Source organism: Pseudomonas sp. GW531-T4 (assembly GCF_017349615.1).
GTDB classification, from domain to species: domain Bacteria; phylum Pseudomonadota; class Gammaproteobacteria; order Pseudomonadales; family Pseudomonadaceae; genus Aquipseudomonas; species Aquipseudomonas chlororaphis_I.
Window position 1 is genome coordinate 40,131 of record NZ_JACMZT010000019.1, and the last position, 19,276, is coordinate 59,406.

A 19,276-nucleotide genomic window follows, 5' to 3' on the forward strand; every position below is an offset into this window, starting at 1 on the left:
CGATCAGCGATCAGGCAGGGTGATATTGAGTTCCAGGATCGAGCAGCTGCCCTGGTTTTCCAGAGCGACATGCACGTCATCGGACCCGATATTGACGTACTTGCGGATTACTTCCACCAGTTCCTTCTGCAAGGCAGGCAAGTAATCGGGGGTAGTGCGTTGGCCGCGTTCATGCGCCACGATGATCTGTAGACGCTCTTTCGCTACCGACGCGGTGCTTACTTTTTTGCTGGCACGAAAGAAGTCAAAAAGGTTCATTTACCTACCTCCAAACAGGCGCTCGAAGAATCCCTTCTTCTCGACATTGAGGAACCGGTGTTCCTTTTCCTTGCCCAGCAAGCGATCAACGGTATCGCTGTAGGCCTGGCCGGCATCGCTCTGGTCGTCGAGAATCACCGGCACGCCCTGGTTGGAGGCCTTGAGCACCGCCTGGGATTCCGGGATCACGCCCAGAAGGCGCACTGCAAGGATTTCCTTGACGTCTTCGACACCGAGCATTTCCCCTTTTTCGACGCGCTCCGGGTGGTAGCGGGTGATCAGCAGGTGTTCCTGGATCGGCTCTTCGCCTCTTTCGGCGCGGCGGGACTTGCTGGCCAAAAGGCCGAGCATACGGTCGGAGTCGCGCACCGAGGAAACTTCAGGGTTGGTCACGACAATCGCTTCGTCGGCGAAGTACATGGCCAGGTGGGCGCCTTTCTCGATACCGGCCGGGGAGTCGCAGACCACGAAATCGAAGGTCTCCTTGAGCTCCATCAGCACTTTTTCCACGCCTTCCTGGGTCAGCGCGTCTTTGTCGCGGGTCTGGCTGGCGGCCAGTACGTAGAGGTTTTCCAGGCGCTTGTCTTTGATCAGGGCTTGCTGCAGGTTGGCTTCGCCGTTGACCACGTTGACGAAGTCATACACCACGCGACGTTCGCAACCCATGATCAGGTCGAGGTTACGCAAGCCGACGTCGAAGTCGACGATGACAGTTTTGTGGCCGCGCAGAGCGAGGCCGGTACCGATAGCGGCGCTGGTGGTGGTCTTACCCACACCACCCTTGCCGGATGTAACCACGAGAATCTTGGCCAAGGTGTTTCACCCCTAAGGAAGAAGGACTTTTTAGCCCCTGAAAAACATCTCTATGAAAACTACTGCAGTCGGACAGCCTTGGCTGGAGGTCGGTTAACACCTGCTCCTACTTCGTTTGAGCCGTATTCGCTAGGTTTTAGAGATGCCTGGAAAATGCGGCAGTATCCGTTAAAGACGTGTGATGTTCAACACGTCACCCGACAGGCTGACCTGGACCCCGGCGCCCCACAACGGGTCGCGCCGCAGGTCCTCGGAAACCTTGTACTGGCCGGCGATGGACACCAGTTCAGCGCTCAACTGCTGACAGAAAATCCGTGCCTTGGTGTCGCCCTTGACCCCGGCCAGCGCTCGACCGCGCATCGGGCCGTATACATGGATGTTGCCATCGGCCAGAAGTTCCGCACCCGGACTGACCGACGAAGTCACTACCAGATCACCACCCTGGGCATAGATCTGCTGTCCGCCGCGTACTGGCGAAGTGATGATGCGGGTGGGCTTGATGGTCGGCTCAGGCGGTTTTTCAGGCTTTTTCCGGGCTTCGTTTTCCTGCGGTTCCAGCGGCCGCTCGCGGGCGCCGGAGGGAGGCAGGACCGGCAGATCAACGGCGATCGCCGCGGCGATGTCTTCGATGCGGCTGGCGCGGATCGCCAGGGTGCGCAGACCATGGTGACGGCAGACGCGCATCAGGCCGGGCAGATCGACGGCGCCTTCGCTGGCCGGCAGTTTGTCCAGCGCCAGCACCAGCGGGGCGTTACTGAAGAAATTCGGGGCTTGCGCGACCTTCGCCGCCAGTTGGCGATCGAGGCCTTCGAGGTCGTTGCGGGCCAGTTCCAGCACGGTGATGGCCAGCATGCTGCCCTTCAACTGGAACACAGGATCCAGGTCTTGCGATTCGGTTTGGCTCATGGTCGGCATAAAGCGGCTTGTCACTAAAAGTGCCGAGACTTATAACGAGAACGCCCGCGGGCCGCAAGCCGGGTCGAACCGATGTAGAATGCGCGACCTTGTTGTCTGTCCGGAATCTGTAATGGATCGCCCGCGTTTTCGAGCTGCATTTCTTTATCCCCGTTTTTGGCCGCTGTGGCTGGGCCTGGGCCTGCTATGGCTGGTGGTCCAGTTGCCCTATCCGCTGCTGCTGTGGATCGGCCGTGCCCTGGGCGCGTTGATGTACCGGGTGGCCGGCGAGCGTCGGCGGATCGCCAAGCGCAACCTGGAACTGTGTTTCCCCGAGAAGTCCGCGGCCGAGCGCAAGCGCCTGCTCAAGGAAAACTTCGCCTCCACTGGCATCGCCTTTTTCGAGATGGCCATGAGCTGGTGGTGGTCCAAGCCGCGCCTGGCGCGCCTGGCCCATGTCGAAGGGCTGGAGTACCTCAAGCAGGCGCAGCTGGAAGGCAAGGGCGTGATCCTCATGGCCCTGCACTTCACCACCCTGGAAATCGGCGCGGCGTTGCTGGGCCAGCAGCACACCATCGATGGCATGTACCGCGAGCACAAGAACCCGCTGTTCGATTTCATCCAGCGCCGTGGCCGCGAACGGCACAACCTGGATTCCCTGGCCGTGGAGCGTGAAGACGTGCGCGGCATGCTCAAGCTGCTGCGTGCCGGGCGTGCCATCTGGTACGCACCGGACCAGGATTACGGCGCCAAGCAGAGCGTGTTCGTGCCGCTGTTCGGCATCCAGGCGGCGACGGTTACCGCCACCAGCAAGTTCGCCCGGCTGGGCAAGGCCCTGGTGGTGCCTTTCACTCAGCAGCGGCTGGCCGATGGCAGTGGTTATCGCTTGGTGATTCACCCGCCGTTGCAGGATTTCCCGGGTGAGACCGAAGAGGCCGATTGCCTGCGCATCAACCAGTGGATCGAAGGCGTGCTGCGCGAGTGCCCGGAGCAGTACCTGTGGGCGCACCGCCGCTTCAAGAGCCGCCCGCCAGGCGAGCCGAAGCTGTATAAGAAGCGCGGTTGAAATTATCGCGTTAGGCTCTAGGACGAAAGGTCGGCGAGCGAAGGTCAGGCAAGGCAAAAACAGGCGAGGAAGCGGAGTGTAGGGGCCTACATGAGCATTCCGAGCCTGTTTTTAACGCAGCATGGCCGAGCGTAGCCACTTTTCGTACAGAGCCAAGATTGAAAGCCCTTTATCAGCGCCATGGAGTGTAGCGATGAGCCCAGCGGAACCGGTCACAGGATTGATTCTTTCCGGCGGTGGGGCTCGTGCGGCATATCAGGTGGGGGTATTGGCGGCAATTGCCGAGTTGCTGCCGGCGGGGGCGAGCAATCCGTTTCCAGTGATTGTCGGGACCTCGGCCGGGGCGATCAACGCGGTCAGCCTGGCCAGCGGCGCGCTGGATTTCACCGCGGCCATCGAGCGTCTCACGGCGTTCTGGCAGGGCTTTCGCAGCCATCAGGTGATCCGCAGCGACTGGCCCGGGGTGATCCGCCAGGCCACCCGGTTCGTCGGTCACAGCCTGCTCGGCCTGGGCGCGCAGGTGCCGGTGGCGCTGCTCAACAGTTCGCCGCTGCGGCAGTTGTTGAACGATAAGCTGCAGCTGTCCGGCATTCGTCAGGCGATCGCGCAAAAGCACCTGCAGGCGGTGGCGGTCACGGCCTTCGGTTACGAATCGGGCCAGGCGGTGACGTTCTACCAGGGCGGCGGCACCATCGATGCCTGGCTGCGCCATCGGCGTATCGGCCTGCCCACCGAACTCACGGTCGAACACTTGCTGGCCAGTTCGGCGATTCCGTTGCTGTTCGCTCCAGTGAAAATCGACCAGGAGTTTTTCGGCGACGGCGCGGTGCGGCAATCGGCGCCCATCAGTCCGGCGTTGCACCTGGGGGCCAGCCGGGTGCTGGTGGTCGGGGTCAGCGGCAACCCTCGCGGCATCGATCCGCAGGTGCCCCAGCAACGCAGCTACACCGGACAGCAGCCGACGCTGGCGCAGATCGGCGGCCACATGCTCAACAGTACCTTCATTGACAGCCTGGAGAGCGACATCGAACTCTTGCAGCGACTCAACCAGTTCAGTCATCTGCTGCCGTCGGGCACGCCCGTCCGCGCCCTGGGCGTGGCGCCGGTGGAGGTGCTGGTGATTGCGCCCAGCCAGCCGATCGACGAGATCGCTGCCCGGCACCGGCATGAGCTACCGGCGGCACTGCGCCTGTTTCTGCGCGGGCCGGGGGCAACCAAGACCAGCGGTGCCGGAGTCCTGAGTTACCTGTTGTTCGAGTCGGGGTATTGCAGCGAACTGATCGAACTGGGACGCAGCGATGCCCTGGCCAAGCGCGACGAGCTGCGGCGCTTCCTGGGATTGGCGGCAGAAGTCGAGACGGCCTGAAAAAGCATCGCGAGCAAGCTCGCTCCTACAGGGAGTTCATTATCTCTGTAGGAGCGAGCTTGCTCGCGATAGCGTTTCTAAGGGCAATGCTCAGGCCGTCAGTTTGTCATCGCGAAAATCCCGCAACGCCTGCTCGATCTCTTCCCGGGTGTTCATCACGAACGGGCCGTACTGCACGATCGGCTCGCCCAGGGGCTTGCCGGCGATCAACAGCACACGGGCGCCATCGGCACTGCTCAACTGGATCTCGCCCTGGTCGGACAGGCGCACCAGCTTGCTGCTGGCGACCGGTTGCGGATGCCCGGCCAGCTCAACCTGGCCTTCATAGACATACAGCAGGGCCCGGTGCCCTTCGGGCAGACGCGGGCTGATGCTGGCGCCAGCAGGCAAGCGCAGGTCGAAGTAATGGGGCTCGGTGTCCGGCCGTTCGACGGCGCCGGTCTGTTGCACCTGGCCGTCGTCGAAACGGCCGGCGATCACCACCACTTCCACGCCATTGGCGGTGGTCAGGCGCGGGATGTCCTGGGGTTGGATGTCCCGGTAGCCGGCCTTGTCCAGCTTGTGTTTGCCCGGCAGGTTCAGCCATAGCTGGAAGCCGCGCATCACGCCTTCTTCCTGCTCCGGCATCTCGCTGTGGATGATGCCTTTGGCAGCGGTCATCCACTGCACGCCACCGCCTTCCAGCAGGCCGACGTTGCCCAGGTGATCCTCGTGGCGCATGCGGCCTTCAAGCATGTAGGTGACGGTTTCGAAACCGCGATGGGGATGGGGCGGGAAGCCGGCGATGTAATCGTCGGGGTTTTCCGAGCCGAACTCGTCGAGCATCAGGAACGGGTCGAAACGCTCGACACCCTGGCCACCGAAGACCCGGGTCAGTCTGACGCCGGCGCCGTCCGAAGCGGGCTGGCCGGTATGGACGCTGAGTACTTTGCGAAATTGAGTCATCGATGCAACTCCTGATCAGATTGGAATGAGCGACATGCTATGCCAGCTCAACTGATCGATGGTTGCGAATATCGGGGTGTTATTATCGATTTGTTCGATGTAATCCGTTCCCGCGACCCGCACGGGAACGGCGCTCACAGCATCAGAAGTGGTACTTGAGCAGCAGGCTGGCGGTGTTCTGGTCGGTGTCGAAGTACGGGGTGTCCTTGACTCCGTACTTGTTCTTCCAATAGTCGTATTCGATACCGACATACAGCTGTTTGTCGCCCAGTTTCAGCGCCTTGCCCAGGTCATACTTGATCTGCGGGTTGATGTGCAGGTTGGCGTGGTACTCGCCTTTGGAATTCTTGTCGTTGTCCACTACCCAGTCGATGAAGCCGTCGATCAGGATGTCCGAACGGCCCGCCGGAATGGTGTAGGACCATACCGGGGTGATCTGCCAGACATTGTCGCCGGCACGGCTGCCTTCGGTCTGGCGGTTGTAGAAGTTCAACTGGAAGTAATCGAACCCCGGGGATCGCCAGGTCAAAACCCGGACCGATCAGGTAGGACTCGTTATCGCCTTCGCCGAACTCGTAAGTCATGGCCAGTAATACATCCTTGATCGGACCGAACTCCAACTTCTGATCAAAGATCTTGCCGAATGAAAGACGCGGGCTGAACTCGCCGTAATAAGTATTCGGACCGACGTTGCCGTCCTTTTTACCGTTGTAGAAGATCTTGTCGATAAACAGGAAGTTGTCGCCGTACTTCCAGGCATCGGCATGTTCGAACGTAACGGTCTGTTGGATTTCTGGATTGATCGCGAAGTCTTTGCCGTAGAGGTAAGTCAGGCTGTTGTTCTGCCATTGCAGCAGATCGCCGGCGGTGGCCTGGGCCCCTGCCAGCAAGGATCCGGCAAGCATCAGGCCTTTACAGATGCGGTTCATTCGGTTGCTCCCAAAAAGTAAGTGGTTCCACGTTTTTTTCTTTAAAGCCGGTGCTCTGGTGTGGCACCTTTCAGTGGCTGAAAAATCATCCGATCGGTCAGCTTTGTTGCTGATAGCAAGAGCTGAGCCAAGGCGAAAAAAAAACGCAAAAACTCCCGCGCGGCTGTACGAATACAGTCGATCGAGAGTGAATTCGGTTCTAAATCGGTACGCCTTGGTACTTTCCAGAGGCCTGGATAAGTTGGCTTTCTGGTCAGTTTTTAAATCCGGGCTTTTTTTTTCACCGGATTCAGGCGGCCGCGGAGAATACTGACTCCCACGGCCTTGCTCAAGTGCTCTGCAATAGCGCACTTGAAACAACTTTGGAGCACGTTTGCCGGCCATCCTAGAAATGCACCTTCACCAGCAGGCTGGCGGTGTTCTGGTTGGTGTCCAGGTTCGGGCTGTTCTGGATGCCGTACTTGTCTTTCCAGTAGCTGTATTCGAGGCCGACATACAGCTGCTTCTCGCCCAGGCGCAGGGCCTTGCCCAGGTCGTATTTGATCTGTGGGTTGATATGCAGGTTGGCGTGGTAGGTGCCGCGGTCGTTCCGGTCGTTGTCCACCACCCAGTCCAGGTAGCCGTCGATCAACAGGTTCGAGCGACCCAGCGGGATGCTGTAGGACCAGGAGGGGGTGATTTGCCAGACACCGTCGCCGGGGCGCGGGCCTTCGGTCTGGCGGCGGTAGAAGTTCAGGGTGAAATAGTTGAAGCCCGGAACGGCGAGGTCGAAACCGGGGCCGATCAGGTAGGCCTCGCTGTCGCCTTCGCCATATTCGTAGGTCATGGCCAGCAACACATCCTTGACCGGGCCGAAGGCCAATGAGCGGTCGAGGATCTTGCCGAACGACAGCCTGGGGCTGAACTCGCCGTAAAAGGCGTGGCGGCCTTTGTTACGGTCTTCCTGGCCGTTGTAGAAAATCTTGTCGACGAACAGGAAGGTGTCGCCGTACTTCCAGCGGTCGGCGTGTTCGAAGGTCACCGTCTGCTGGATCGACGGGTTGATCGCGAAGTTCTTGCCGTACAGGTACGTCAGGCTGTTGGTCTGCCACAGCAGCAGGTCGCCAGCCATGGCCTGGGTTGTCGCCAGCAGTGTGCCGCCGAGCAGCAGGCGTGCGTGTGCATGTCTCATCGTGTTGCTCCCTGTTTGTTTTTATTGTCAAGGCGCAGGCAGCCGCCGACTGCGACCGGGCGCGGTGCCGGGTCTGCCTGTCGTGCGTGTATTTCGGGTATCGACGGTCAAGCAGGGGCGACCGCCAGGCCGCCCCGTTCAGGCTTCAATGCTGGTGGGCGTGTCGGGGATTGCTGGCGGCCCGTTCGGTACCGCCCAGGATGTTGAACAGCAGGTTCAGGGCCAGGGCACTGAGAGTGGCCATGGCGATTCCGCTGTGGGTGATCGGGCTCATCCACAGCGGCAGGTGGGCGAAGAATTCCGGGCGGACCACCGGAATCAGGCCCATGCCGATGCTCACCGCCACCAGCAGTTGATTGCGGCGGTCGGCGATGTCGGCTTCCTGGAGGATCTTGATCCCGGTCGCCGCCACCATGCCGAACATGGCGATGGCTGCGCCACCCAGTACCGCCGGTGGAATCGAGGCCACCAGGAAAGCCGCCTTGGGCAGCAGGCTCAGGACTATCAGCAGGCCGCCGGCGACTAGGGTCACCGAGCGGCAACGCACGCCGGTCATCTGTACCAGGCCGATGTTCTGGGCGAACGAAGAGTGGGTGAAGGTGTTGAGGAAACCGGCGAAAAACGAGGCGCCGGCATCACACAGCAGGCCGCGACGCAGCATGCGCGGGGTGACTTCCTGGCCAGTGATCTTTCCCAGGGCGAGGAACATCCCGGTGGACTCGACGAAGATGATCACTACCACCAGGCACATCGAAAGGATCGGCGCCAGATGGAACTGCGGCATGCCGAAATGCAGCGGAGTGACCACCTGCACCCAGGGCGCCTGGGCCATGCCGCTGAGGTCGACCATGCCGATCAGGCCGCAGAGCACGTAGCCCAGGCCCATGCCGATCAGCACGGAAATATTCACCCAGAAACCGCGCATGAAACGGTGCACCAGCAGGATGGTGCCCAGTACCAGCGCGGCGATGGTCAGGTAGATCGGGGAACCGAATTCGGTATTGTGGCTGCCGCCGCCCGCCCAGTTCACCGCGACCGGGAACAGCGACAGGCCGATGGAGGTGATGACGGTGCCGGTGACCAGGGGCGGGAAGAAACGCACCACCTTGGACATGAAGGGCGCGATCAGCATGCCGAAGAAACCGGCGGCGATGGTCGCGCCAAAGATCCCCTGCAAACCGATGCCCGGCATGCCGGCCATGGCCACCATGCTGCCCACGGCGGCAAAGCTGGCGCCCATCATCACTGGCATGCGGATGCCCATGGGGCCGATGCCGAGGGATTGCACGATGGTGGCGATGCCGGCGACCAGCAGGTCGGCATTGATCAGGAAAGCGATTTCTTCACGACTCAGACCCGCGGCCTGTCCGATGATCAATGGCACCGCGATGGCGCCTCCGTACATCAGCAGGACATGCTGCAAACCGACCAGGATCAGTTGCAAAAGGGGCAGTCGCGCAATGGCGGGTGCGTCGGGGATGCGCGGTTCGGTTAACGCGGACATGCAACACCTCGGATCTTTTTATTCTTGTGATTAGAAAGCTGTGTGGTTGCGAACAGCTTTTTTGCAGCAGGCCAACCGCGTGGCGGTTGATCGCGGGCAAGCTCACTCCCGTAGGAGCGAGGCTTGCCCGCGATGTTTTTCAGCGGTGACTCAGTTGGTGCGTGCCCCCTGGGTGATCCAGGCGCCGATCAGGTCACGTTCCTGCTGGGTCATCTGGGTGATGTTGCCCAGCGGCATGATCTGGCTGGCGACTGCCTGGGCCTGGATCCGTGGGGCCTGGAGCTTGATCTGCTCCGGGGTATCGAACATCACGCCGGCCGGCGCGGCACTGAACAGCGGGCTGGTGGGCTTGGCCGAGTGGCAGACGGTGCAACGTTCCTGGATCACGTTATGCACCTTGTCGAAGCTCGGGCCCTGGGTTGCCGTGGACGCTTGCGTCGGAGCAACTTCGGGAGCCGCCGGAGCTGCCGGAGCCGCTGCGGTTTCAGGCTTGGCGCCGCCGCCGATGGCGGTTTCCGGCAGTGGCTGGTATTCGATCTTCGCTGGCGCCTTGGCCACTTCCGGACCCTTGGCCATTTGCGCGGGGCCGGTGACGTAGGCCAGGCAGATCATGCCCAGGGCTGCGACCGGCAGGGTCCAGGCGAACTTGTGGCTGTCGTGGCGGGTGTTGAAGTAGTGACGCACCAGCACTGCCAGCACCGCGATCCCGGCCAGGATCAACCAGTTGTACTGGTTGCCGTAGGTGCTCGGGAAGTGGTTGCTGATCATGATGAACAGCACGGGCAGGGTGAAGTAGTTGTTGTGGCGCGAACGCAGCAGGCCCTTGGCCGGCAGGGTCGGGTCCGGCGTGCGGTTTTCCGCGATGGCGGCCACCAGCGCGCGCTGGGCCGGCATGATGATGCGGAACACGTTGCCGACCATGATGGTGCCGATGATGGCGCCGACATGCAGATAGGCGCCGCGACCGCTGAACACCTTGCTGAAGCCATAGGCCGCGGCGATCAACAGCACAAACAGGATGAAGCCGAGCAGGGCGGGTTTCTTGCCCAGGGGCGAGTCGCAGAGGAAGTCGTAGACGAACCAGCCGGCGATCAGCGAACCGATGCCGATGGCCACGCCTTCAGGGCCGGTCAGGCCGCTGCCGGGCGCTACCAGGTAGAGCATCGGGTTGTAGTAGAACACCAGGCAGAGCAGGGCGATCCCCGACATCCAGGTGAAGTAGGCTTCCCACTTGAACCAGTGCAGGTTCTCCGGCATGGACGGTGGGGCCAGCTTGTATTTTTCCAGGTGATAGATGCCGCCACCGTGGATTGCCCAGAGGTCGCCCGACAGGCCGTCCTTGGGGTTGACGCGATTGAGGTTGTTTTCCAGCCAGACGAAGTAGAACGACGCGCCGATCCAGGCCACGCCAGTGATCATGTGAACCCAACGCACGCTCAGGTTGAGCCATTCCAACAGATGTGCTTCCACAGTCTTTACCTCTCGCCTGTCACCCTTGTTTTCGGGTGATCAGACCTTCTCTTATTGGTGGGGGGCGAGGATCAAACACTCATCCTCTTCAAAGAAATGCTCATCGCAGTTATTGCCTGTGCCACTGCGATCAACCACCAGGAAGTCATCCCGCTTTTCGATCGTCAGCACCGGGTGGTGCCAGACGCCGCGATGGTAATTAATGCCCTGCCTGCCATTGCTGACGAAGGCGCGGACCAAGCCCGATACAGGTGCATCGCCAAGTGGCGCGACCACGATCAGAAAGGGGTTGCCGAGCAGCGGAATGAAAGCCTGGCTGCCCAGCGGATGGCGCTCCAGCATGCGTACGGTCAAGGGCATGTCCAGCGCGTCGGCGCGGAAGATGCTGATGATCGCCTTGTCGTCCGGCGTGGCGGTTTCCACGGTAGCCAGACGATGGAAGCGCATGGTCGAACCGTTGTTGATCATGAAGTGATCGCTGCCGTCGGTTTCGATCACGTCACCGAAGGGGGCGAAGGCTTCTTTGGTCAGCGGTTCGATCATCAATGTGCGCATGCTGTTCTTCTTAATCTGTGAGTTCGGTTTTTCGGCAAGTCATGTTTTTTGCAGGAGCGAAGCTTGCTCGCGATGGCGTCAAACCAGACAGCAGATGTCGACCTGACAACCGCTATCGCGAGCAAGCTTCGCGCCTACAGGCTCGGCATTACTTCGCGACCTTGCCGAAGATCCGCAGGCGGCTGACGCCACCGTCCGGGAACACGTTCAGGCGGATATGGGTGATCGGGCCCAGGGCCTTGATCTGCTCGGCGAAGGTGTGTTCGGCGTGCATTTCCAGCTTCTGGCTCGGCAGCAGTTCGCGCCAGAACAGCGACTGGGTTTCGATCTGGCTGTCGGTGCCGCCCTTGACGAAGGCGCCCTGGATCGAGCAGCTGTCCGGGTAGTTGCCCTTGAAGTGCAGGGTGTCGACGATGATCTTCTCGATCTCGCCCGGATGGCCCAGGGCGACGATCACCCAGTCATTGCCCGGCGTGCGGCGGCGGGCGGTTTCCCAGCCATCGCCCATGTTGATGCCGCGGCCCGGGTTGAGGATGTTGCTCATGCGGCCGAAGTGTTCATCGGAGCAGGCCAGGGCGCGGCCACCGTTGAGGGCGGCTGCCAGGTCGACCTGTTCGTTGTCGCCGACCGCCGACCAGTCGCGGTACGGGATGCCGTGCACGCGCAGACGGGCCACGCCGCCATCCGGGTAGATGTTGAAGCGCAGGTGGCTGAACGCCTGGTCGTTGCTGATCTCGTGGTAGTGATGGCTGTTGCCTTGCAGCTCGACGGCCGGCAGCACTTCCACCCACTGGGTGTTTTCGTTCGGCTCGCCTTCGGTCAGGAAGCAGGCTTCCAGGGAGGCCGATGGCGGGAAGTTGCCGGTGAAGAATGAGGTGTCGATGTCCACACCCTTGATCTGGCCAGGCACGCCCAGGCGGATCACAGCGCTGTCGTAGCCTTCGAAGCGCTTGCGGCGCGACTCCCAGCCGTCCATCCACTTGCCGTTGTCATCGAATACGCCCTCCTTCCATACGGCCGGGGTCGGCTGGAACAGACGGTTGGCGTCCGCGAACCAGTCATCGGTCACCGAGATGATCTTGGTGCCCAGGCGGGCGTCGGCCAGGTTGACGAACTTCTCGAAAGGTACGGCGTAAGCTTTCATTCTTCTTGTCTGCCTTTAATTGAGTGGCTTGGGATGCTTGCAGGGCCCTGGGTACGTTTCGTACTCGGGCCAGGCTTGCTAGAGAGTCAGTAATCGGAACAGGGCGATCTTGTTGATCTCCGCCAGCGCGCACCGGAATTCGGTGTCCACCGAGTTGTGGATGCGGGCTTCGAACGCCGCGAGGATCTGATGCCGGTTGCTGCCTTTTACCGCCATGATGAAGGGAAACTTGAACTTGGCCTTGTAGGCATCGTTCAGCTCGGTGAAGCGCTGGAACTCTTCGGCCGTGCATTGGTGAATACCGGCGCCAGCCTGTTCATGGGTGCTGGCTTCGGTCAGCTGCCCCTGGACGGCGGCTTTGCCGGCCAGGTCCGGGTGAGCGTTGATCAGGGCCAACTGGCTCTGGTGATCAGCGCTCAACAGGATGTCGCTCATGCGCTGGTGCAGGGTGTCGATCCGGTCGATCGATGCGTCCTGGCCCAGGTCGAAGGCCTTTTCGGCGACCCATGGCGAATGTTCGTAGATATCGGCGAAGGCTTTGACGAAGGCGTCGCGGCTCAGGGTCGAGGGTTTCAGGGTTTGGAAGGTGCTCATTTCGCAGCTCCCGGGAACGGGTGGGTTTGTTGCCAGTGGCGGGCGATATCCACGCGGCGGGTGAACCAGACCTGATCGTGACCCTTGGCGTACTCGATAAAGCGTTTCAGGGCGGCCAGGCGCGCCGGACGGCCGATCAGGCGGCAGTGCAGGCCGATGGACAGCATCTTCGGCGCCTCGGCGCCTTCGGCGTACAGCACGTCGAAGGCATCCTTGAGGTACTGGTAGAAATCGTCGCCCTGGTTGAAGCCCTGGACCTGGGTGAAGCGCATGTCGTTGGTGTCCAGGGTGTAGGGGATCACCAGGTGCGCCTTGCCGGTCGGGTTGTTGGGTTCCCAGTAGGGCAGGTCGTCGTCGTAGGTGTCGCAGTCGTAGAGGAAACCGCCTTCTTCCATCACCAGGCGCCGGGTGTTCGGGCCGGTGCGGCCGGTGTACCAGCCCAGCGGGCGTTCACCGGTGATTTCAGTGAGGATGCGGATCGCCTCGAGCATGTGCTCGCGTTCCTGGGCCTCGTCCATGTACTGGTAGTCGATCCAGCGGTAGCCGTGGCTGCAGATCTCGTGGCCGGCTTCGACCATGGCGCGGATCACGTCCGGATGGCGCTGGGCGGCCATGGCGACGGCGAAGATGGTCAGCGGAATGTCGAATTCCTTGAACAGCTTGAGGATCCGCCAGACGCCGGCGCGGCTGCCATACTCGTACAGCGATTCCATGCTCATGTTGCGCTCGCCCTGCAGGGGCTGGGCGGCGACCATTTCCGAAAGGAAGGCTTCTGATTCCTTGTCGCCGTGCAGGATATTGCGCTCGCCGCCTTCTTCGTAATTGAGCACGAACGACAGGGCGATGCGGGCATTGCCCGGCCAGTGAGGGTGAGGAGGGTTGGAGCCGTAACCGATCAGGTCGCGTGGGTAGTCAGCGCTCACTGCAGTCTTCCTTCTTATCGTGATAACGGTGGCGTGGCGGGGCCTGAGGGGGAAAGGCAGGCTGGCGTCACAGCGATGGAACGATTGTATACAACTTTTCAATCAGTTTGTAAGCCCGATTTTTTGCATTTTTCATCGATTGTGTTCATCCCTGGGTACTGCAAGAAACCTGCCTGGTTGGTCAGCTAATGGATGAAAAGTCTTCTGCTCTCATGGTCTAGCCGCTGATCAAGGGAATACGGGGACTTGCTCGAAGTACCCGGAAATGGGTGATTTTTATTGTGTACAATTTTTTTTAAAAGTGTCTTAATAAATTCCTTGCCGCATCCTTTCGTGCTCCGAAACGGTGCGGTCTCCTTATCAACTGACTTCAGGAGGCGCGAGGTCTGGACGTGTGAGCGCGCACAGACACGCAGAATCAATGGGACGTTTGACTACACACGTGTTGGATGCCGCGCATGGCTGCCCAGGCAGCGCCATCAAGGTCGAGCTGTACCGGGTCGAAGGTGCCCAGTTGGAACTGGTCGCCAGTGCCCTGACCAACAGCGATGGCCGTTGCGATGCGCCGTTGCTGCAAGGCGATGACTACCGCACCGGGGTTTACCAGCTGCAATTCCATGCCGGCGATTACTACCGTGCTCGCGGCGTGCAACTGCCTGAGCCAGCGTTTCTCGATGTGGTGGTGCTGCGTTTCGGCATCTCGGCCGAGCAGGAGCATTACCACGTACCGCTGCTGATCTCGCCCTACAGTTATTCGACCTACAGAGGAAGCTAGGACTTTCCCCCCACGAAGCCTGCGCAAATAGCTTCTTTGGTCTTTCGCCCGCTCACACTGCGGGCTTTTTTTCGTCCCCGGAAAAGTGCTGCTTGTGAGGACGCTATCGCGGACAAGTCGGATTGCCGCCCGCGCGCTCCTGCAGGATTTGCACTGCTTCTGTAGGAGCGAGGTTTGCCCGCGATGCTCTCAGCGGCTCAACAGCGATGCAGCGCCCGCGCCGCTGAACAGCCCGGCGCTGACCCGGTTGAACCAGCTCTGGCCCTTGCCGCTGCGCAGGTAGCGCGCCGCGCCATGGGCGCCCAGGCCGTAGGCCAGCTTGCACAGCAGGTCGAGCAGGGTCCAGGTGACGATCATGATCAGCAGCTGCGGCAGGAAGGGTTGTTCGGCACTGAGAAACTGCGGCAGAAACGCGGCGAAGAACAGAATGTCTTTCGGGTTGCTCGCGCCCAGCACAAAAGCGCGCCCGAACAGTGCGCGAAAGCGCGGTTTCGGTGCGGCCTGGGGCACTTCGGCGCCGAGGGAGGGCTGCCGCGATTGCTGCCAGCTTTGCCAGGCGAGATAGAACAGGTACAGCGCACCGACGATTTTCAGGGCGCTGAACAGCTGCTCCGAAGCCAGCAGCAGGGCGCCCAGGCCCAGGGCCGAGGCACTCAGCAGGCAGATCGAGGCAAACACGCCGCCGAGAAACGCCGGGTAGGACCGGCGCAAACCGTAATTCAGACTGTTGCTGATCATCAGCAGGGACAGCGGGCCCGGAATCAGGATCACCACCAGTGCCGCGCCGCTGAACAGCAGCCAGGTTTCCACGCTCATTGCCTTTCTCCTTATGTGCAAAAGCCTCACCCGACGGGGTGAGGCCGTTTGAAACCGATGTGCCTACAAGAAAATGAACTTGGCGATAAAGATCGCGCACAGCACCCACAGGCTGATAGAGATTTCCTTGTACTTGCCCGTCCCGGCCTTCAAGGCCACGTAGGTGATGAAGCCCAGGGCGATACCGTCGGCGACCGAGAAGGTCAGCGGCATCATGATTGCGGTGACGATCGCCGGAATGCTGTCGGTGGCCTCTTCCCAATCGATGTGGGCCATGCCGCCCATCATCAGCATCGCCACATAAATCAGCGCACCGGCGGTGGCATAAGCGGGGATCATGCCAGCCAGCGGTGCGAAAAACATGGCTGCGATAAATAGCACACCTACGGTCACTGCGGTAAGACCAGTCCGACCACCAGCGGCGACGCCCGCGGCACTTTCCACGTAGCTGGTCACGGGTGGAACGCCGACCACCGCACCGAATACGCTGGAGGCGCTGTCCGCCTTCAGGGCGCGGGAGAGGTTCTCGATCTTGCCGTCGGGGTTGACCAGGCCGGCGCGCTGGGCCACGCCCATCAGGGTGCCGGCGGTATCGAACATGTGCACGAAGAGGAAGGCCAGCACCACGCTGATCATGCTGACGTTGAACACCCCGGCGACGTCCATGGCCATCCAGGTCGGTGCCAGGCTCGGCGGGGCCGACATGATGCCCTCGTAGTGCACCAGGCCCAGGCCCCAGCCGGCCAGGGTCACGGTGATGATGCTGATGAGGATTGCGCCGAACACCCGGTGGTAACTGAGCACGGCAATCATCAGGAAGCAGATCGCCGCCAGCAGCGGGCCGGGTTCGCGCAGGGAGCCGAGCTTGATCAGGGTGGCCGGGCTATCGACCACGATGCCCGCGGTCTTCAAGCCGATCAGCCCGAGGAACAGGCCCACGCCGGCGCCCATGGCGAAGCGCAGGCTGGCCGGAATGCTGTTGAGCAGCCATTCGCGGATCCGCGAGAAGGTCAGGAACATGAACAGCACGCCGGACACGAACACCGCACCGAGGGCGGTTTCCCAGTTGTAGCCCATGGTTCCGACCACGGTGTAGGTGAAAAAGGCGTTCAACCCCATGCCGGGCGCCAGGCCTACCGGCCAGTTGGCGTACAGCCCCATCAACAGGCAACCCAGGGCGGCGGCGATGCAGGTGGCGACGAAGGCCGCGCCGTGGTCGATGCCGGCGTCGGCCATGATGTTGGGGTTGACGAAAATGATGTAGGCCATGGTGATGAAGGTTGTCAGACCGGCGATCAGCTCGGTCTTCACCGTGGTGCCATGCAACCTGAGTTTGAAGATGCGCTCCAGCCAGCCACTGTTCAGCGGCGGCGAGAGTTCCAGCGTAGGGGCTTCGGATTTGCGGCTTTCCACAGCGAGTACTCCTCAAGAGTTTTATTATTTTTTCCAGAGCCGGACACGTGAGGGTGGGCAGCGGCTCTTTGAGGCATGTAAGGCTTGCGGGCTTTTATTGACCTATGGGTCAGGAACTCGCACGTGGCGAATTATGCTTTTGTATACAAAGAAAGCAAATAATGTTTTTTAGGTTGTGTGCGAAAAGTTCGCCAGAAATGCTATATGCCTGTAGCCGCTGGCGCAGCCTGCGATCGAGCGTGCAGCGCTCGCAATGGGGCTGACGCGGTCTTGCAGAAGCATCGGCTATGCAGATTGACGGCCGCTGCGCAGGCTGTGGTGTCAGCGGTTTTCGCCCAGGGCCTTGTTCACCGCCAGCCAGCCATCCACCGCTGCTTCGCCGGCCTCGGCGAATACCCGTTGCAGCAGTTTCACCTGCTCGCGCCGCAGCGATTGCTCAAAGCGCGCGCCGTCCTCGGTCAGTTCCAGCAGGCGTTTACGCTTGTCGCTCTCTGGGGCAACGCTGTTGACCAGGTGCATCTCCATCAATTGGCGCAGCGGAATGTTCAGCGCCTGCTTGCTCACGCCCAGTGCCGTGAGCAGTTCCTTCACACTCAGCCCCGGATAACGGGCAATGAAAAACACGATGCGCTGATGCACGCGACTCAGGCCGCGGCGCTCGAGCATTTCGTCGGCCTTGGCGGTGAACGCCTGGTAACCAAAGAAGAAAGCTTCCATGGCGGCTTGTTGCGTGGTCTGGTTTTTAAGGTCAAGCATATTGACGTATCTGCGAAAGTCGGCGTAATTTCGGTCAAGCAGTTTGACGTATTTTCCTCCGCCTTCGCTACGGGTGACCCTCATGGCCTTCTCCGAACGTGTTTCGCGTCTTAAAAGCTCATTGATCCGTGAAATCCTTGCCGCCGCGCAGCGTCCGGAAGTGATGTCGTTCGCCGGAGGCCTGCCCGCCGAAGCGATGCTGCCGAAGACCGATTGGCAGGCGATGCCGGTGTCCATGGGCCAATACGGCATGAGCGAGGGCGAGCCACAGTTGCGCGAGGCCCTGGCGGCGCAGGCCCGGGCGCTGGGCGTGCCGTGCGAGGCGAGCCAGGTGCTGGTGGTCAGCGGTTCCCAGCAGACCCTCGATCTGGCGGCCAAGCTGTACATCGACAAGGGCACCGAGATCATGCTGGAAGCGCCGACCTACCTGGCAGCGTTGCAGATCTTCCAGCTGTTCGGCGCCGATTGCCTGACCGTGCCGCTTCAGGCCGATGGGCCGGACCTGGCGCAATTGCGCGCCCGCCTGGAGCAGCATCGTCCCGCGTTCATCTACCTGATCCCGACCTTCCAGAATCCTTCGGCGGTGCGCTACAGCGAGGCCAAGCGCGATGCCGTGGCGGCGTTGCTCGATGAGTTCGAGGTGACCCTGATCGAGGACGAACCTTACCGCGAGCTGACTTTCGATGGCGGCAGCGCCACGCCCATCGTCGGGCGCCTGCGCAAGGCCAGCTGGATCTACACCGGCACCGTGTCGAAGACGCTGCTGCCAGGGCTGCGGGTCGGTTACCTGATCGCCAGCCCGGACCTGTTTCCCCATCTGCTGCGGTTGAAGCAGTCGGCGGACCTGCACACCAATCGAGTCGGCCAATGGCAGGCGCTGCAATGGATAGGTACCGAGCAGTATCAGCAGCATCTGGGCGAGTTGCGTGATTTCTACCGGGTCCGCCGCGACGCTTTTCAAGCAGCCCTGCAACGTCATTTCGGCGATCTGGCCGACTGGCAGGTGCCCCAGGGCGGGCTGTTTTTCTGGTTGACCTTGAAACAGCCGCTGGACACCCGCACTTTGCTGAAGGCGGCGCTGGAGCAGGATGTGGCATTCATGCCGGGCGAACCCTTCTTCTCCGAGCCGGACCGCAATCCAGGTCACCTGCGGTTGAATTTCAGTCATATCGATCCGGCGCGTCTGGACGAAGGTCTCAAGCGGCTGGCCACCGTGGTACGTCAAGCACAGGCTGCACAGGCAGCCTAAGAGGAGAGGGCCATGTACAAGGTTTATGGGGATTACCGGTCCGGCAACTGCTACAAGGTCAAGCTGATGCTCAATCTGCTGGGCCAGCCTTATGAGTGGCACGCCGTGGATATCTTGAACGGGGATACGCAGACCGAGGCGTTTCTGGCGAAGAACCCCAACGGCAAGATCCCGGTACTGGAGCTGGAAGACGGCACTTGCCTGTGGGAGTCGAACGCGATTCTCAACTTCCTCGCCGATGGCAGCGAATTCCTGCCGAGCGAGCCGCGTTTACGCACGCAAGTGCTGCAATGGCAGTTTTTCGAGCAATACAGCCATGAGCCGTACATTGCCGTGGCACGTTTCATCCAGCTTTATCTGGGCCTGCCGCAAGAGCGCCTTCACGAATACGAGAAGCTGCAAAAGCGCGGCTACAAGGCCCTGGACGTGATGGAGCACCAGTTGGCGCGCACGCCGTATCTGGTAGGCGAGCAGTATTCGATTGCCGATATCGCGCTCTATGCCTATACCCATGTCGCCCATGAAGGCGGCTTCGATCTGGCGCGCTACCCGGGCATCCAGGCCTGGATGCAGCGGGTGGAAAGCCATCCACGGCATGTCGGGATGCTCGACTGAGCTTCTGCGGGAAACAAAAA

The 19,276-nt window shown here is 61.1% G+C and carries 19 protein-coding genes and 1 pseudogene; 5 read left to right on the forward strand and 15 right to left on the reverse strand.

Going from position 1 to position 19,276, the window contains the following annotated elements; translation table 11 throughout:
* Positions 1-3: 3 nt before the first annotated feature.
* From minE to minC, 3 genes are all read right to left on the reverse strand, one after another.
* Positions 4-258: a cell division topological specificity factor MinE gene (gene minE / locus J4D28_RS16755; protein WP_007928666.1), complete on the reverse strand. Its 255-nt coding sequence runs from the start codon at positions 256-258 to the stop codon at positions 4-6.
* The gene (gene minD / locus J4D28_RS16760; RefSeq protein WP_009050222.1) at positions 259-1,071 is read right to left on the reverse strand and encodes a septum site-determining protein MinD; all 813 of its coding nucleotides are present in this window, start codon (positions 1,069-1,071) and stop codon (positions 259-261) included.
* Between the two features lie 168 nt (positions 1,072-1,239).
* Complete coding sequence (gene minC, locus J4D28_RS16765) at positions 1,240-1,977, reverse strand: septum site-determining protein MinC (RefSeq protein ID WP_009045065.1); 738 nt, start codon at positions 1,975-1,977, stop codon at positions 1,240-1,242.
* A gap of 121 nt (positions 1,978-2,098) precedes the next feature.
* Here minC and J4D28_RS16770 point away from each other — a divergent pair, with 121 nt between their 5' ends.
* Positions 2,099-3,031, forward strand: coding sequence for a lipid A biosynthesis lauroyl acyltransferase (locus J4D28_RS16770; RefSeq protein ID WP_009050221.1), 933 nt, complete (start codon positions 2,099-2,101; stop codon positions 3,029-3,031).
* Between the two features lie 193 nt (positions 3,032-3,224).
* Positions 3,225-4,397 (forward strand): patatin-like phospholipase family protein, encoded by a 1,173-nt coding sequence (locus tag J4D28_RS16775; RefSeq protein WP_103331204.1) that lies wholly within the window; start codon positions 3,225-3,227, stop codon positions 4,395-4,397.
* A 90-nt stretch (positions 4,398-4,487) separates the two neighbouring features.
* On the opposite strand, the gene J4D28_RS16780 is transcribed toward J4D28_RS16775, so the two are convergent.
* The 9 genes and pseudogenes from J4D28_RS16780 to puuE all read right to left on the reverse strand — a co-directional run bounded on the left by J4D28_RS16780 (position 4,488) and on the right by puuE (position 13,632).
* Positions 4,488-5,342 (reverse strand): pirin family protein, encoded by an 855-nt coding sequence (locus tag J4D28_RS16780; protein WP_038634224.1) that lies wholly within the window; start codon positions 5,340-5,342, stop codon positions 4,488-4,490.
* 142 nt (positions 5,343-5,484) lie between these two features.
* Positions 5,485-6,271: pseudogene (locus J4D28_RS16785) on the reverse strand (outer membrane protein OmpK).
* A 385-nt stretch (positions 6,272-6,656) separates the two neighbouring features.
* Positions 6,657-7,442: an outer membrane protein OmpK gene (locus J4D28_RS16790; RefSeq protein WP_016704392.1), complete on the reverse strand. Its 786-nt coding sequence runs from the start codon at positions 7,440-7,442 to the stop codon at positions 6,657-6,659.
* A 145-nt stretch (positions 7,443-7,587) separates the two neighbouring features.
* Positions 7,588-8,946, reverse strand: coding sequence for a nucleobase:cation symporter-2 family protein (locus J4D28_RS16795; protein ID WP_009050216.1), 1,359 nt, complete (start codon positions 8,944-8,946; stop codon positions 7,588-7,590).
* A gap of 150 nt (positions 8,947-9,096) precedes the next feature.
* Positions 9,097-10,416, reverse strand: coding sequence for a urate hydroxylase PuuD (locus J4D28_RS16800; RefSeq protein WP_103331203.1), 1,320 nt, complete (start codon positions 10,414-10,416; stop codon positions 9,097-9,099).
* A 51-nt stretch (positions 10,417-10,467) separates the two neighbouring features.
* Positions 10,468-10,971, reverse strand: coding sequence for an ureidoglycolate lyase (locus tag J4D28_RS16805; protein WP_009050214.1), 504 nt, complete (start codon positions 10,969-10,971; stop codon positions 10,468-10,470).
* Between the two features lie 148 nt (positions 10,972-11,119).
* On the reverse strand, positions 11,120-12,115 hold the full coding sequence (alc, locus tag J4D28_RS16810; protein ID WP_101283145.1) for an allantoicase: 996 nt from the start codon (positions 12,113-12,115) through the stop codon (positions 11,120-11,122).
* 78 nt (positions 12,116-12,193) lie between these two features.
* Positions 12,194-12,709, reverse strand: coding sequence for a 2-oxo-4-hydroxy-4-carboxy-5-ureidoimidazoline decarboxylase (uraD, locus tag J4D28_RS16815; RefSeq protein ID WP_009050212.1), 516 nt, complete (start codon positions 12,707-12,709; stop codon positions 12,194-12,196).
* On the reverse strand, positions 12,706-13,632 hold the full coding sequence (gene puuE, locus J4D28_RS16820) for an allantoinase PuuE (protein WP_009050211.1): 927 nt from the start codon (positions 13,630-13,632) through the stop codon (positions 12,706-12,708). Before puuE ends, uraD begins: the two co-directional genes overlap by 4 nt.
* Before the next feature lie 421 nt (positions 13,633-14,053).
* Here puuE and uraH point away from each other — a divergent pair, with 421 nt between their 5' ends.
* A complete protein-coding gene (gene uraH, locus J4D28_RS16825; protein ID WP_009050210.1) occupies positions 14,054-14,407 on the forward strand; it encodes a hydroxyisourate hydrolase in 354 nt (117 codons plus the stop codon).
* A 189-nt stretch (positions 14,408-14,596) separates the two neighbouring features.
* On the opposite strand, the gene J4D28_RS16830 is transcribed toward uraH, so the two are convergent.
* From J4D28_RS16830 to J4D28_RS16840, 3 genes are all read right to left on the reverse strand, one after another.
* On the reverse strand, positions 14,597-15,223 hold the full coding sequence (locus tag J4D28_RS16830; protein ID WP_009050209.1) for a LysE family translocator: 627 nt from the start codon (positions 15,221-15,223) through the stop codon (positions 14,597-14,599).
* 63 nt (positions 15,224-15,286) lie between these two features.
* Positions 15,287-16,636 (reverse strand): NCS2 family permease, encoded by a 1,350-nt coding sequence (locus tag J4D28_RS16835; RefSeq protein WP_009050208.1) that lies wholly within the window; start codon positions 16,634-16,636, stop codon positions 15,287-15,289.
* A 321-nt stretch (positions 16,637-16,957) separates the two neighbouring features.
* Complete coding sequence (locus tag J4D28_RS16840) at positions 16,958-17,392, reverse strand: MarR family transcriptional regulator (protein WP_009050207.1); 435 nt, start codon at positions 17,390-17,392, stop codon at positions 16,958-16,960.
* Positions 17,393-17,474: 82 nt separating this feature from the next.
* On the opposite strand from J4D28_RS16840, the gene J4D28_RS16845 reads away from it, so the two are divergent.
* On the forward strand, positions 17,475-18,641 hold the full coding sequence (locus J4D28_RS16845) for a PLP-dependent aminotransferase family protein (RefSeq protein WP_103331202.1): 1,167 nt from the start codon (positions 17,475-17,477) through the stop codon (positions 18,639-18,641).
* A gap of 12 nt (positions 18,642-18,653) precedes the next feature.
* Positions 18,654-19,256, forward strand: coding sequence for a glutathione S-transferase family protein (locus J4D28_RS16850; protein ID WP_053269691.1), 603 nt, complete (start codon positions 18,654-18,656; stop codon positions 19,254-19,256).
* The last annotated feature ends 20 nt before the right edge of the window (positions 19,257-19,276 follow it).

Excerpts from the sequence above, each read along its gene's own strand:
- minE (WP_007928666.1), bottom strand. The coding sequence starts at position 258 with ATGAACCTTTTTGACTTCTTTCGTGCCAGCAAAAAAGTAAGCACCGCG.
- minC (WP_009045065.1), bottom strand. The coding sequence starts at position 1,977 with ATGAGCCAAACCGAATCGCAAGACCTGGATCCTGTGTTCCAGTTGAAG.
- J4D28_RS16770 (WP_009050221.1), top strand. The coding sequence starts at position 2,099 with ATGGATCGCCCGCGTTTTCGAGCTGCATTTCTTTATCCCCGTTTTTGG.
- J4D28_RS16775 (WP_103331204.1), top strand. The coding sequence starts at position 3,225 with ATGAGCCCAGCGGAACCGGTCACAGGATTGATTCTTTCCGGCGGTGGG.
- J4D28_RS16780 (WP_038634224.1), bottom strand. The coding sequence starts at position 5,342 with ATGACTCAATTTCGCAAAGTACTCAGCGTCCATACCGGCCAGCCCGCT.
- J4D28_RS16790 (WP_016704392.1), bottom strand. The coding sequence starts at position 7,442 with ATGAGACATGCACACGCACGCCTGCTGCTCGGCGGCACACTGCTGGCG.
- J4D28_RS16795 (WP_009050216.1), bottom strand. The coding sequence starts at position 8,946 with ATGTCCGCGTTAACCGAACCGCGCATCCCCGACGCACCCGCCATTGCG.
- J4D28_RS16805 (WP_009050214.1), bottom strand. The coding sequence starts at position 10,971 with ATGCGCACATTGATGATCGAACCGCTGACCAAAGAAGCCTTCGCCCCC.
- alc (WP_101283145.1), bottom strand. The coding sequence starts at position 12,115 with ATGAAAGCTTACGCCGTACCTTTCGAGAAGTTCGTCAACCTGGCCGAC.
- uraD (WP_009050212.1), bottom strand. The coding sequence starts at position 12,709 with ATGAGCACCTTCCAAACCCTGAAACCCTCGACCCTGAGCCGCGACGCC.
- uraH (WP_009050210.1), top strand. The coding sequence starts at position 14,054 with ATGGGACGTTTGACTACACACGTGTTGGATGCCGCGCATGGCTGCCCA.
- J4D28_RS16830 (WP_009050209.1), bottom strand. The coding sequence starts at position 15,223 with ATGAGCGTGGAAACCTGGCTGCTGTTCAGCGGCGCGGCACTGGTGGTG.
- J4D28_RS16840 (WP_009050207.1), bottom strand. The coding sequence starts at position 17,392 with ATGCTTGACCTTAAAAACCAGACCACGCAACAAGCCGCCATGGAAGCT.
- J4D28_RS16845 (WP_103331202.1), top strand. The coding sequence starts at position 17,475 with ATGGCCTTCTCCGAACGTGTTTCGCGTCTTAAAAGCTCATTGATCCGT.
- J4D28_RS16850 (WP_053269691.1), top strand. The coding sequence starts at position 18,654 with ATGTACAAGGTTTATGGGGATTACCGGTCCGGCAACTGCTACAAGGTC.